Below are 14401 nucleotides of genomic sequence, written 5' to 3'. Positions count from 1 at the left end.
GTTCCACAGCCCCTAAACTAAAAGAGCCATGGGTTTTGCACCCATGGCTCTTTGCTTATATTAAAGCAAATTTATGCCTGGGTGCAAGCTTCTAAAGTAATAATATCCAAAAAACCCTGCGAATTTATCCATACTTGTACATTTAAAAATAATATGGTCTTCTTGTCAAGAGGAAAATATTATACACAATAGTAGCTGGTAGAAGTTTTGAAAAAAGGAACAATGAAAGTCTATGGCTTACTGAATAGTAATATTGATATGGGTATTCCTGAAAGCACGACATAAAGAATATTGATTTTCTTGTACAAAGCAAGCAATGTAAGGAACGCAAAGATTATTTTAATAATATCCCATTGGATTGCAAGGAAAAAATTGACAGAAACGTATAAAAGGAGTCCGACAAATGTTACAAGCACACCCCTTGTTACACTGTAAAAATATCTGGAAATCCTTAACTTTTCGAAAAAGGGGACAGAGATTATTAATACAAAAAACGACGATGCAAAGCTTGAGAGTGTGCTGACTATGGCGCCGGACAGTCCGTCAACCAGATAGCCCACAAAAGTTGAGGTGATAATGATCGGCCCTGGAGTAACCTGTCCGAGTGCTATCGCGTCCATAAAGGTTTTATTGTTCATCCATCCCCTGACATTAACAACCTCATGGAGCATAAGAGGCAAGGCGCTGTATCCGCCGCCAAAGGCAAAAAGATTCACTTTGAACATTACGGCGGAAAGCTGTAACAACTTAATGCTGAAAAAATATAGAAAAACAAAGCCTGAAACAAGGGCAATAGAAAAAAAGAGAATATGTTTCATGTGAAACAAAGCAGTTCCTCTTCCTGCACTGCTTACAACAACGCCTTCACCCTTAAACACTAAAATGCCCAGCAAAGCCGCTCCTGACACAACCAGAAAAGGGCTAATGCCGACCCATAGCAATCCCGCAGAAACAAATGCTAATCCGGCATCTTTATAATCTTTCAACGATGTTTTTCCGAAAGAATATGTTGCGTTCAGCATTATGGCAACAATGATGATATTAAGTCCAGCAAATATTGAGATAATGTGGGGCAAGTCGTGAAAATGTGTGTATAGTGCTGAAAATGCCAGCATCAATAAAAAAGCGGGCAGCACAAAACCTGAACATGAAAGAACTGCCCCTGAAATGCCGTTGGTTTTCAGGCCGACATATGTAGCCATTTGCATGGCCGTTGCGCCAGGAATGGACTGGCACAGAGCAACACCATCTTTGAAGGCCTCATTATCAAGCCACGCATTGTGTTCCACTGACAGCTTGCGTATGTATTCGACCAGGGCCGGTCCGCCGAAAGCGCCTGCACCGAGTTTCAGAAATGCAAAAAATAGTTTTGAGTAAGAAGGGTTTTGCACTGACGAATCGCTACTTTACAAGCGGGAGGACAGACCTAAACTCATTGGTTCCTGCCTTTTGTAATAACTCATAAATGAACATCTCGGTGGATGATATTACAGCGCCGCACTGGCGCATCCTTTCCATGGAAACGATATGGTTTCCCCTTGCCCTGGAAGAAACAGCGTCGCTCATAATGTGCACATTGAAGCGGGGCAGTGCAAAGATTGCAGTCTGGGCCACACAGATGTGAGCCTCAAGCCCCGCAAGAATAAGGGTGCTTTTTCCAAGCTTGTTAATCCAGTCAGAAAAGTCACCACAGAAAAAACAATTGAAATGAACTTTTTTTATCCGATGAGCATATTCCAGTTCTTTATTTGCTTCAGGAATTGTATTGCCAAGCTTTTCCTGCTCAGTTACCACTATGGGCAGCCTCATTATATTTGCGAATCTGACAAGCCGAAGCACATTCTCAACAACGTTTTCTTTGTCCGATATTGCCGGCACTAATTTCTCCTGGACATCGATAATCACAAGGACACAATCCTCTCTTGCAATCAAGCCTTGCCTGTCATGCTGTTCTGCTGTCATTCTAATCCTCCATGATAGTTTGTCCAGTTCCACTTTGCTGTGGAGTTAATAAACTCAACCTTTTAATTTTTTAACCAGCAATGCAACCCTTTTTCCGAGTTTCCTTGCGTTAAGGACTGTTTTTTCATCCGGTGCGCCTGTGCATGCAACACCGTAATGACCTGTTGCATCTAAGGGGTCGCCAACTACAATCATTCCGTATATGAGAAATGCCTGGATAATGGAGATCATAGTGGTTTCTTTTCCGCCGGAAAGATCGCCGGAAGTTGCAAAGGCAGCGCCCACCTTGTCGCCCATCTGTTTGCGAACAACAACAAGCTTATCAAAAACCGCTTTCAATTCGGCTGCCATTGAACCGAAATAAACAGGAGAGCCTGCAATAATGCCATCCGAAGACAAAAAATCTTCTTTTGTGACTTCTGTTACCGGTTTTACCAAGCAGATTAAGCCCTCTGCCTCATTGACTCCCTTTGCAATTTCCTCGGCCATTCTTTTAGTGTTGCCGGACCTCGAATGATACATAACCAATACCTGCATATTTACCTCCACATTGAAGATGCTATGTTGTTCACAACCTGCTCATTCCACGCAGTCTTTTTCAACCACGCATATTTCCGGGAGATTTCTATATTGCTCTGCGTAATCAATCCCGTAGCCCACAACAAAACCGTCTTCTATAGTAAGCCCCACATAATCGCCTTCCATTTCCACTTGCCGCCTTGCCCTTTTATCAAGAAGCGCGCAAATCTTCAAGGATTTTGGATTTCTTTCAAGGAGCATCTTTTTTATACTCCTCAGCGTGAGCCCTGAATCAATAATGTCTTCGACGATTATCACGTTCTTATCTTGTATGTCTTCTTCAATGTCTTTTGTGACAATGATTTCCCCTTTGGATTCCATAGCGTTTCCATAGGACGAAACCCTCATAAAATCAATTTTTGACGGGTTTTTAATATATCGTATGAGGTCTGACATAAACATAAAAGAGCCTTTCAGAAGGCAAACAAAATAAATTTCCTCGTCGTCAAAGTCTCTTTCGATAGATAAAGCAAGGCCTCTCACAGCATTGTCAATTTCTTCTTTTGTAAATAAAGGTTTAAGCATATCAAATATCTCCTATAATGCAGGTTCCAGAACTATTATTTCATGTTCTTTTGGCAGCGACTCTTTTTTGATCTCAATTTCAGAAGCTTTTGCCCTCTTAACGCCTTTTTTGTCCCCGATAAATTCCGTGACATCCGAGATGGGAAAATTGCATTTATCAGTTTTAAAGTGCATCGGTATGGTGATGGCAGGCTTCAGATCATCCATAACTTTCGTAGCCTCCTGTGCGTCAATGGTGTAAAAACCCCCGACAGGAATTAGCAGGATATCGACTTTTCCGATTTCCTCGAGAGCTTCCTTCTCCAGGGTATGGCCCAAATCACCGGCATGCACTATTGTGAGTTCATCGGCATATACAACAAATATGAGGTTGTTACCCCTGTCCTTGCCTTTTGATGTGTCGTGATGACTTGGAATTGCCTTTATTTTCAGACCGTTAACATTATGAGTACCGGCTTTTGTTATGTGCGTAAATTTTCCCTTAATATCTTTTGTATAATTATGGTCCTCATGGTCATGGCTTGCAAGTACGATATTGGCTTCGTCGGTAATTTCACCGTATGACAGCGCCCCGCCGAAGGCGCCTGATTGGTAAGGGTCGGTAATAATTCTTATGCCCGTATCAGTTGTTATCATAAATGCCGAGTGTCCATAAAATTTAATCTTCATAATTGTACCCTCCTTTTAATTTCAAGCGGACAAATTCCCCGCAGCTTACTGCGAAAGTTTTTTACTTTAACGCTCTACCTTCTCGCAGTGGGTCAGTTAATTGATCCACCATCTTCATAAAACCATCTTATATTATACACCTTTTTCAATCATATCCTCCACCGATTTCCTGTAAAAGATACGGCGCAAATTTATGTACGCGTACTGCCTGAAGTGCACAGAAATCTTGCTATTCAAGTGGCAAAAACGGGTATTAATTTGAACGGATTGCCGTTTACTCCAAAAATGACTGAATGTAGCGGATGATCCTGTGCTATATTTACAAGAAGAAGGTGCCATGAGTAAAAGGAAAATAGGATGTAAGTAACCAATATTAAGAGAGAAAGCAGGATATGTTACGTATAGCTTCCCGAAACAAACACAGACAGCTTTTTAACTTTCATAGTAGCTTTCAAATAGTAATAAATAACCTGAAGCATTGACATTTTTGCATTCAAAAGATAGTATTCTTAGTATCTTGATATTTTTCCTTACTATTTTATACCATAGGAAGGTAAGATGAAAGATCCATCCATGACAAAGCCGGAACTGATCAAAGAGATATCTGTATTAAAAAAGAGAATCCACGAACTGGAACAAACGGAAACCGAACTTAAGCGAGTTGAGGAAGCGTTGCATGAGAGCGAAACCAAATACCGTTCCCTCTTTGAAAACGCTGTAGAAGGTATCTTTCGGGCCACAATGGAAGGAAGATTGCTCTCCGCTAATCCTGCCCTGGCAAAGCTCTTAGGTTATAATTCCCCGCAGGAATTCATGGAGCAAATCACTGATATCGGCGGACAATATTATGCAAATCCGGCAGATCGCGAAACGTTCAAAAACACCCTTGAAGCGGAAGGGATAATCAAGGGGTTTGAGACACAACTCCTCAATAAAGACGGAAAACCTGTGTGGGCATCCCTAAATGCCCGTGCAATTAGAAACGATGAAGGTGCGTTAATTTACCAAGAAGGGACAGTTGAGGGCATCACTGACCGCAAGCTGGCGGAGGAGGCGCTATGGGAGAGCGAGGGGAAATACCGCATTCTTTTCGAGAGCATCAACGACGCCGTTTTCTTGCACGATTTGGACGAGGAAGGTCTGCCCGGGCGTTTTCTCCAGGTCAACGATGTGGCCTGTCGCCGTCTGGGTTATACGAGGGAGGAGCTGCTGTCCCTCGCGCCACGGGACATCACGTTGCCGGAAGAATATGAACGGATTGCCGACAAACGAATTAGCCTTACTTCACAGGTAGACATTCTCGTTGATACGATTCATGTGACGAAGGATGGACTTAGAATCCCCGTGGAGAGCAACATCCGCAAGTTCCAGTATCTTGGCAGACAGGCTGCTCTCTCCATTTCGCGCGACATCACCGACCGTAAGCGGATGGAGGAGGAACTGCTCCGGGCTCACAAACTGGAGTCCCTGGGTGTTTTGGCCGGTGGGATTGCCCATGACTTCAACAATCTGATGGCTATAGCGTGGGGGTATATTGATCTGGCCCTCATAAACCTGCCCGCTGATCATGTTTCTCGCAAACGGCTGTTGACTGCTATGCAAAGTATTGAGCAGACAAAGGATCTGACCAGCAAGCTGATCACGTTTTCCCGGGGCGGGGGTCCCCACATGAAAATCTTTGATGTTACTGAGATCATCAGGGATGCTGTCCACAGGACAGCAAAGGGAACAAAAGTCAGTGTGAAGTTCGACTTTATGGATAATCTCAGACCTGTTGAGGTAGACAAACTACAGATGAAGCAGTGTTTTTACAATTTGACGACGAACGCTGTGGAGGCCATGCCCCAGGGAGGGAATCTTACGGTGCAGGTTGAGAATGTTGAGATACCTGACGGAGAAGATCTTGCCCTCAAAGGGGGACCGTATCTCAAAATGACCTTTACCGATGAGGGCATAGGCATCCCCTATGAGCATCTGTCGAAGATATTTGATCCCTATTTCACTACCAAGGAGATGGATGCCCAGAAGGGACTTGGACTTGGGCTGGCGGTCTGTTATTCTGTTTTGAAGAAACACGGCGGCCATATCACAGTGAAATCTCAACCGGGAAAAGGCACTTCTTTTGCCCTTTATCTTCCGGAACCGATGGATCCGGCCAAGGAAAAAGAGTTTAAGAAGACATTATCGACCGATACGTTCCGGGTCCTTATCATGGACGATGAGCCTCAGATTCGTGCGATCGAGCGGGCCTATCTGGAGCGACTGGGTTATGATGTAACGGATGTGAAGGATGGACAGGAGGCGCTTGATACTTACAGAAAAGCTCTCCATTCCGGGGCGCCCTTTGATCTGGTGCTTCTGGATCTGACGGTTCGCCAGGGATTGGGGGGTCAGTTTGCCATGGAGTGGATGTTAAAGATCGACCCATCTATCAAGGCCATAATTGCTTCCGGCTATGTGGATGATCCTGTCATTGTGAACTATGCCGATTACGGCTTTCAGGGGGCCCTGAAAAAGCCTTTCAAGAGAAAAGAAGTGAAGAATTTAGTGGAAAAAATACTTCATGGTAATTGATCGTTTGTCGTGCTAATTTTCAATCTATTGATTGACTACATAAGGGCTTTAAGGATTCGCTCGTTGTGTCAATGGATGAACGAATCTGTTCTTCCACGATAATGCTGCCCAGGGGTAGATATTGAGATTCCTGATTTCCTGTGCTGTTATGCTTTTGTTCCACATTTTTATTTACGCAGGTTCCTGTCCGCCAGAGCTATGAGACGGGCGGGAAAAACTGCGGCTATTAAAATTCTCATCTAAAACGATTACAATAAAATAGGCCCCGATGCCTGTGATAAAACTATCTCTAAAACCCGAATATCGGCTCTTATCTATATGAGCCCTTTTTCCTTGAAGCTGCAATAGCTTTCTTTTTCGGGTTTGCTTTCCCCGATAATCGTGCTTTTTGCGGAATATTTTCCTATGATAATGTGGTCAAGGACTTCAATGCCGAGTATTCTGCCTGCGTCTATAAGACGGCGGGTAATTTTCAGGTCCTCTTCAGAGGGTTCCGGGTCACCGGAGGGGTGGTTATGGGCGATAACCACCGATGACGCGGTGTGGGCAATCGCTTTATTGAAAACTTCTCTGGGATGTACCAGACTGGCGTTGAGGGTGCCTACAGAGATGTTTTCAATGCGAATAATCTTATTTCTCGTGTTAAGTATAATGAGCATAAAATGCTCTTTTTTCATATCCTTGATACTTGCCCGTATAGCTTTAACAACACTCTGAGGATTCTTGACATCCATGCCCTCAAATCCATTCTCGGTTTCCAGTTCCTGCCTTTTTGCAAGCTCGAAAGACGCCTTGAGTTGTATTGCCTTTGCCGGGCCGATGCCTTTAATTTCTGAAAGTTCTTCTATGGTTGCTTCGCTTATGCCCCTGACGCTGCGGAATTTTGCATATAATTCCTGAGCGATGGTCATGACTGATCTCTTTGAAACTCCGCGACCGATAATCAGCGCCAGAAGTTCCGGCGAGGAAAGCGCTTCCGGGCCAAGCCGGAGAAGCCTTTCTCTGGGCCTTTCTTCCTTCGGCATATCGCGGACAGTAAAGGATGTATTGTCAATCATAATGCCCCCTGCTGATACTACTTTACCTTCCTGAAGACAATATCTTTAACAGCCGGCTCAAAGGGCAATAATAGTCTGTCTATATCGCTGTTTTCATTCATCATGAAGGTCATTTTCATATCAAAGCCTCCGATAATGCTTTTGCTCGATGTTTTAAAGGTGTCGTACTGGAAGTGTTTGAGCGTTGTGATCGTATCTTTAATATCCCTTAAAGAAAATACGAGATTGTTGTCTTTAAGCTCTATTTTCACGGCACCGAAGGCCGGATGCTCATATTTTCCGGCATAATCGGCCAGAGCATGGGACGGCTTTGTATCCTTTTTCCTGTTCTTTTCCTCAGTTTCCCTGCTTGCTTTCAAATTTGCCAAAGCAGCCGGATATTCATCAATAAACCTCTTATTCCAGGATATTTCTTTTAAACCCAGCGCTCTATCATACGTGGAATAGGATACGGAGGCAATAAACTCATAGTTGTCCGCTCTGTTGGTAAGGATTACCAGACCGATGTTTTTCCTTGGAATAAAGCCTACATGCGCGGTAAACCCTTCAATCATGCCGTCGTGGCTGACAAGATAATGTCCCCGGTAGGGTGTTATCCCCCATGCCATTCCATAGCTCCCGGGCAGAACTTCTTCATATTTAAGCAGCCCGCCTGTCAATATCTGCGGAGTAATAAGCTCGGTCAAAACGTCCCTTGAAATCAATTGTCTATCCCCGATTTTACCCTGATTCAAGTGCAGCAAGACCCACTTTGCCATATCTTCAAGGTTGGAATTGATGGAGCCCGCAGGCCCGTATACCCCTATATTCTCAACAGGAAGTTTCTTTAAAGGCACGCTGACATACTCTGCCTGATTTTCAGGGAATTTCTTTAATGCTTCCATATTCATTTTGTAAGGAAAAGCATAATCAGGGGATTTTTTTAAATCTTCGGGAGAGAGACTGGAGCTGTTCATATTCAGAGGTTTGAATATTCTGTTTAAAACAAATTCCTCCCATGTAATCCCTGAGACTTTATCCACTATGGCCCCTGCTGCCAGATAGTGAAAATTACAATATTGAAAACGCTCTCTGATCCCTTTATTCAGCTTAAAATATTTAAGCTTTTTCATTGCCTCATCCCTAGATGCGTCTTTCGGATCAATGGCTGTATCATATCTGGGGAGGCCTGTTCTGTGCGATAGTAAATCCCGTATTGTCACGTACTCTGTGGCATAGGGGTCATTGAGCTGAAAGGCGGGGTAGTATTCACGGACAGGCTTGTCAAAATCAATCTTTTTCTCATCAACAAGCATGCCTATGGGAAGGGAGACGAAGGCCTTACTGCATGAACCGATGCCAAAAAGGGTTTTTAGCGTTACTTTAGTCTTTTTTTCCATATCCTTGTAGCCGAAACCTTCTGAGAAGACAACCTTTCCATCCTCTATGACCAGGATTGCGGCGCCGGGCACATTCCATGTTTTCATTTCACCCTTAACGAAAGTTTTATAGCTTTCAGCGTTGAAGGCAGCTGCTGACGACGCGGCCTGAAGCCAAAACAGCACCATAATGCAAAAGACTGCCGTCAGTAATCCTTTGAACTTTCTCATGTATGCTCCTTTATAAGAGTTTTTTATGTTTACTATAAAAAAATCCTGATAAAATGTCTATATGGATTTTAATCGATCACACTTTCTTTCCAAGCCATTAAAAACATGTTAATATTTGTTATTCTGAGGAATTTAAAAATAAGACATTTGCAAAACTCTAAAATGCCTTCATACTGGCGGAAACCGGTATCCAGAAGTTATTGAATTTACTGGATTCCGGCTTCCGCCAGTAGAGCGAAGCGGGCAGTAATCCCGTGCAGACGGGACATAACAGAGAATAACAATCAGGGCACTTTTGAAAAGGTCTTAATAATAAACTGACAAACAACATGCGCGTGAAAGGAGAAAAAATGGGACCAAAGGAAATCATAAACGATATATATCTCGTTGGAGATTCGGACCTTACGGATTCACGGGATTGCTCGATCTATCTGTTGAACCTTGGAGAGATGGTGCTTATTGACACCGGAGCGGGTTCAAGCGTTGACATGATTATACGGAATATTGAAGAACTGGGTTTTGACCCTACCAGACTTTCAACAATAATCCTTACGCATTGTCATATTGACCATGTCGGCGGTGCATACGAATTGCGGAAAAGGCTCGGCTCACGTATAATCATGCATGCCCTCGATGCTGATGTTGTGGAGCGAGGCGACGACACGATGACAGCAGCTTACTGGTATGGTGTTCGTTTTGAACCTTTACCGGTTGATGTGAAGTTTGATACAAAGGAGGAACGCTTTAATTTCGGAGGGCAGGAGATTGTGTGTCTTCACACGCCCGGCCATTCGCCGGGGTCTATCTCGGTTTATCTCGACAGGGGGGAAAAGAGAGTACTTTTCGGTCAGGATATCCACGGCCCCTTCCTTACAGAATTCGGGGCCAACATGTCTCATTGGCAGAAATCTATGGAAAAGCTCCTTGCTCTTAAAGTAGACGTGCTCTGTGAAGGCCACTTTGGCATATATCAACCAAACGAAAAGGTGACGGAATATATTGAACGATATCTTGACGAGTATGGGGAATAATGTGATCGGTACCATAAGTTGGTCCTTTTAACCAACTTATGGTACCAAACGACAAAGACCAACTTATGGTACCAAACGACAAAGACCAATTTATGGTACCAAACGACAAAGACCAATTTATGGTACCAAACGACAAAGACCAACTTATGGTACCGATCACATTATTGGGAAAATATAAAGAATAATTGGCGGAAGCGCACCAAGCCCCTCACACACCCATTTTAGAAATACGATTTATTCCTATAAAAACAACAACATAGAATTATCATAATCACGACATGCTTTTTTTACAAATATACTTTATTCTTTTCTATTTCCTTGCATCTATTCCTTTTCAGTTCTGTATGGTCTGCGTGAAGCATAGCTTTTACCACATCGGCTATGGCAATGATGCGTGCTTCTATGAGTATCTCATCCCCTTTCAGTCTTTTCGGGTATCTTGGGCCATCCATGCTTTCATGGCGTTGGTAGATAATATTAGCAATGGACCAGGGAAATTCAATTTAAGGTAGAAGCCCGCATTCTGTATGCAGTTTAAAGATAATTGTCGGGTTCATTGTTGCATTCATGCATATAGAATGTTAAAGATGTATAAGGAAAACTCAATGAAATTAACGCAGAAAAAAGCGTCCTTGGATAAGATGCATCGGTTTAGAAAATCGCTGCTCGAACTTTCCGCAAAGCTGATTGGAATGCAGCCCTACGATATTCATCAGGAGATCGAAAAAGGACTCAAACTTACACAGGAATTTGGCATGTTTGACTGGATTGTCCTGACTGGATTGTCGGATGACGGAAAAAAAGCCACTATCATATATTCTTATACAAATCAGGAAACCGATGGATCTGCGGCCACAATCACTGACGAAGATATTCAGTGGATTTTTCCGGATTTTTTCAATGGGAGGACGTTTGCCTTGGCCCATTTGCCTGATGATCTACCTCAGAATGAGATGGCAGGTAGGTGTTTTTGTGCAAATAAAGGTATCAAATCTGCCCTGATAGTGCCCCTTGAGGCGTGCAAACCAATCCGTGGGATACTTTTTCTTGCTTCAAATCATGATGGCAGTATCTGGACAGATGAACTGGTAGTAGAGTTCCGTCATCTTGGGGGGATCCTTGCCGGTGCCATGGAGCGCAAAAAATCGGCGGATCAGATTCATGAACTCTTACGGTTTGAACATCTTTTATCTGAAATATCCGCTACCTACATCAATTTACCCACTAATAATGTTGAAAAGGTCATAAGAAATGATCTCGGCCGTTTGGGGCAGCTTCTGGATGTTGATAGATCTGTTTTTTATCTTCTCGATGAGGACAAGCATTCATTTAGATTTGATTTACCCTTTGTCTGGGTGCCGGAGAAGGAGAATGTGACCGGCAAAGTTATCGAGGAACGGATGCAAAGCGACCCAAACTTTTTTGAAGATCTTCAATATGTCTTCGAAAAATGGTCAAAGGGCGAACCCCTGCAACTGACAACCCTTGATGAACTTCCCAAAGAAGCAGAAAGGGTGAGACAATTCTATCTTAGAATAGGTGTCAAATCTATCTTATCAATCCCCGTATCAGTTGCGTGTTCGACCGTGGGTGCTCTTGTTCTCACGACCACCAAAAAACATCGAACCTGGTCTCAAGATTTGATCCCCAGGCTGCGTCTTTTCGGAGAGATCTTTGCGAATGCGCTAATACGGAAGCAATCGGAGGAAAAGTTACAAAACGCACTTTCAGAGATAAGAAAACTCAAAGAGCGTTTTGAGGCCGACTACACATACCTCAGAGAAGAGATCAACCTTGGACACGATTTTAGCGACATTGTGGGGAAAAGCGCTGCACTGAAGCAGATTCTTGTAAAGGTAAAGCAAGTAGCTCCTACATATGCTACCGTCCTCTTGCTCGGCGAGACGGGTACAGGGAAAGGGCTTATCGCAAGAGCCATCCACAACGCAAGTAAAATCAAGGATAGGCCCTTGATTCAAGTTAACTGTGCCTCTCTTACGCCAAGTCTAATAGAAAGCGAGCTCTTCGGTCACGAGAAAGGCGCCTTCACCGGCGCCCAGTCGAGACGATTGGGCCGGTTCGAGCTTGCAAATGGTACGACCCTCTTTCTCGATGAGATCGGCGAACTTCCCTTTGAGCTTCAGGCAAAACTGCTCCGTGTGCTTCAGGATGGAGAATTTGAGCGGGTCGGTGGAAGTATCACAATTAAGACGGATGTGCGGGTGATTGCGGCGACAAACCGGGATCTTGAAAAGGAAGTGGAAGCTGGAAGATTCCGTGAGGATCTTTGGTACCGTTTGAGTATTTTCCCGATCTATGTTCCTCCGCTCAGAGAACGTGTGGAAGATATACCCCTATTCGTGAGATGGTTTGCAGACAAACATGGAAAGCGAATCGGGAAACAATTTGATGCAATCTCTATGAAAACGATTAAGGAATTGCAAAATTATTCCTGGCCTGGAAACATCAGAGAATTGGAGAATGTCATCGAAAGAGCGGTGATCACAAGCAGTGGCGGCAACCTTCATATTGAAATACCGCTCCGCTTTTCAGGCAAGTCTCCAAATAAAGAGCAGCAGCTTGAAAAATACAAACGAGAAATCAATAAAGCGCTTAAAGATACCAACTGGAAGATTGAAGGGCCTACCGGGGCTGCCCGGTGCCTGGGCCTCAAGGCGAGCACGCTAAGATATTGGATGAAAAAATTGGGCATCCAGCGCCCAATAATCTGAACCGATTTTCTTCTCCACCATCTCTTTCTAAAAAAGCCACAAATAATCTTATATTCTGCGGATAACCACAAAAGCTGTGGGCTAATGGTGCTTTCACATCATTTTACGGGATCTGTCGGGTATCACAAAATATCAATCAAATCAATATATTGTCTCCTTGAAGTATTTGCGAACATCCTTTGGCATGAGTAGTGCAATTAGTTATTTAGTGCTGATCAATTTATCTGTTAAATGAAGCGTATAGTTTTACAATGCACGAAAGGATTCATGATTATAGAAAATTCAAAAAAACTGCTGACACATGTTCCGAGAGTTGCTGGCAGTGTTTATCGGCAGGAGCTTGCCAGATCTGAATGGGCTGCATACAATGTGTAATAATTTGTATTATTACGATGAAAAACAAAACATGGTTGTATAATGGTTTAAGATGCAAAATAATTTTTGGAGGTTAAAATGAAAAGAGGGAGATTATTCGTAATTTTAATCTGTGTATGTTTTATGACGTTGCTCGCAATGTCTTTAGCGACTGCGGCTGAACCAAAGGGAAAGCCTATAAAAATTGGCGGCACCCTTCCCATAACCGGCCCGGTTGCGGATAACGCAAAATGGGTAAAACGGGGCTATGAATATTGGGTTGAAAAAATTAATAAGGCCGGAGGGCTTTTGGGCCGTCCTGTGGAGCTCGTAATATATGATGACGAGGGTAAACCGGACAAAGGGGTCATGCTTCTTGAAAAAGCCATCACGGTAGACAAAGCTGATCTCCTCATCGGTGGATATCCTGGAAACACTTGTGCCGCTCAGATGCCTGTGGCAGAAAAATACGGCATGATTTATATCTCCCAGGGTGGTCACATGGCATCTTTCAGTCAGGGGTTTCAGTATTCCTTCAGCGCTACTCCTATGATGGGAGAGTGGCTTAGCGCCGCCTTTTTTATGTTTCTTGACAGTTTGCCTGCCAAAGACAGACCGAAATCAGTTGCCTTTATCAGACTGAACAATCCCATAGGCCGTTCAGGTATTATCCCTGAGCGTAAATGGGCAGAAAAACTGGGTATGAAGATTGTTCTTGAGGAATCATATGATCCTCCTCTGACAAGCGCCGATGCTATTATCTCCAAAGCCAAGGAGCGGGGTGCGGAGCTTCTTTACTGTACTCAATTTTTCCCGGATGCAGTTCTCACCGTACGTTCCGCCAAATCACTGGGCTACAACCCGAAGTTCTTCCAGCAGTCTATTGCCGCCACATCTCCGGCCTGGACAAAGACGCTCGGTGCAGATGCCAACTATGTATTCCAGGCAGTCATTATGGTAAACAGCCTTCCTTATCCGGGGATCAAGGAACTCAATAAGCTTGCAAAGGAAAAGTGGGGTGAACGTGATGCCCCTGAATACTTCCTCTTCGGCTATAGCTGGATCGAGACACTCCAGAAGGGTGTTGAAGGTGCAAAAACACTTAAACAGGATGACATAAAGAATTTCCTGAGGAAGAACGAGATCACCATAATCAGCGGCAAATACAGATTCGATGAAAAAGGCTTGCCATTGCCATATTCCTACGTGATGCAGGTGATCAACGGTAAGGCAGAGGTGATCTACCCGATAGCCACAACAGCAAAACCAATATATCCCAAACCACCATGGGGGAAATAATCGGAGAAGAGAACGTTGTTTTCTCCGTT

Annotated in this window: 12 protein-coding genes; 4 read left to right on the top strand and 8 right to left on the bottom strand. The window is 43.7% G+C overall.

Annotated elements, in window-relative coordinates; all coding sequences use genetic code 11:
- Positions 1 to 230: 230 nt before the first annotated feature.
- From chrA to NT178_05845, 5 genes are read right to left on the bottom strand one after another with little or no spacing between them, the layout of a single operon-like run.
- A complete protein-coding gene (chrA, locus tag NT178_05865) occupies positions 231 to 1391 on the bottom strand; it encodes a chromate efflux transporter (GenBank protein MCX5812056.1) in 1161 nt (386 codons plus the stop codon).
- A 10-nt stretch (positions 1392 to 1401) separates the two neighbouring features.
- On the bottom strand, positions 1402 to 1962 hold the full coding sequence (locus tag NT178_05860) for an isochorismatase family protein (protein ID MCX5812055.1): 561 nt from the start codon (positions 1960 to 1962) through the stop codon (positions 1402 to 1404).
- A 54-nt stretch (positions 1963 to 2016) separates the two neighbouring features.
- Entirely contained in the window at positions 2017 to 2499 is a 483-nt protein-coding gene (locus NT178_05855) for an NAD(P)H-dependent oxidoreductase (GenBank protein MCX5812054.1), read from the bottom strand.
- A 42-nt stretch (positions 2500 to 2541) separates the two neighbouring features.
- Positions 2542 to 3066: a hypoxanthine phosphoribosyltransferase gene (gene hpt / locus NT178_05850; GenBank protein MCX5812053.1), complete on the bottom strand. Its 525-nt coding sequence runs from the start codon at positions 3064 to 3066 to the stop codon at positions 2542 to 2544.
- A 12-nt stretch (positions 3067 to 3078) separates the two neighbouring features.
- Entirely contained in the window at positions 3079 to 3735 is a 657-nt protein-coding gene (locus NT178_05845; GenBank protein ID MCX5812052.1) for an MBL fold metallo-hydrolase, read from the bottom strand.
- A gap of 558 nt (positions 3736 to 4293) precedes the next feature.
- On the opposite strand from NT178_05845, the gene NT178_05840 reads away from it, so the two are divergent.
- On the top strand, positions 4294 to 6309 hold the full coding sequence (locus tag NT178_05840) for a PAS domain S-box protein (GenBank protein MCX5812051.1): 2016 nt from the start codon (positions 4294 to 4296) through the stop codon (positions 6307 to 6309).
- Between the two features lie 314 nt (positions 6310 to 6623).
- On the opposite strand, the gene radC is transcribed toward NT178_05840, so the two are convergent.
- Both radC and NT178_05830 read right to left on the bottom strand, forming a co-directional pair.
- A complete protein-coding gene (radC, locus tag NT178_05835; protein MCX5812050.1) occupies positions 6624 to 7367 on the bottom strand; it encodes a DNA repair protein RadC in 744 nt (247 codons plus the stop codon).
- A gap of 17 nt (positions 7368 to 7384) precedes the next feature.
- Positions 7385 to 8956 carry a serine hydrolase gene (locus NT178_05830; protein ID MCX5812049.1) on the bottom strand — a complete coding sequence of 524 codons (1572 nt, stop codon included), beginning with the start codon at positions 8954 to 8956 and terminating at the stop codon, positions 7385 to 7387.
- A 350-nt stretch (positions 8957 to 9306) separates the two neighbouring features.
- On the opposite strand from NT178_05830, the gene NT178_05825 reads away from it, so the two are divergent.
- A complete protein-coding gene (locus NT178_05825) occupies positions 9307 to 9987 on the top strand; it encodes an MBL fold metallo-hydrolase (GenBank protein MCX5812048.1) in 681 nt (226 codons plus the stop codon).
- A 287-nt stretch (positions 9988 to 10274) separates the two neighbouring features.
- On the opposite strand, the gene NT178_05820 is transcribed toward NT178_05825, so the two are convergent.
- The gene (locus NT178_05820; protein MCX5812047.1) at positions 10275 to 10472 is read right to left on the bottom strand and encodes an HD domain-containing protein; all 198 of its coding nucleotides are present in this window, start codon (positions 10470 to 10472) and stop codon (positions 10275 to 10277) included.
- 120 nt (positions 10473 to 10592) lie between these two features.
- On the opposite strand from NT178_05820, the gene NT178_05815 reads away from it, so the two are divergent.
- Both NT178_05815 and NT178_05810 read left to right on the top strand, forming a co-directional pair.
- Positions 10593 to 12719 (top strand): sigma 54-interacting transcriptional regulator, encoded by a 2127-nt coding sequence (locus tag NT178_05815; GenBank protein ID MCX5812046.1) that lies wholly within the window; start codon positions 10593 to 10595, stop codon positions 12717 to 12719.
- A gap of 453 nt (positions 12720 to 13172) precedes the next feature.
- The gene (locus NT178_05810; protein MCX5812045.1) at positions 13173 to 14372 is read left to right on the top strand and encodes an amino acid ABC transporter substrate-binding protein; all 1200 of its coding nucleotides are present in this window, start codon (positions 13173 to 13175) and stop codon (positions 14370 to 14372) included.
- The last annotated feature ends 29 nt before the right edge of the window (positions 14373 to 14401 follow it).

It is taken from the genome of Pseudomonadota bacterium (assembly GCA_026388255.1).
Lineage (GTDB): Bacteria > Desulfobacterota > Syntrophorhabdia > Syntrophorhabdales > Syntrophorhabdaceae > JAPLKB01.
Note: the sequence above shows the minus strand (reverse complement) of the source record. Positions and strands in the feature narration are given on the sequence as shown.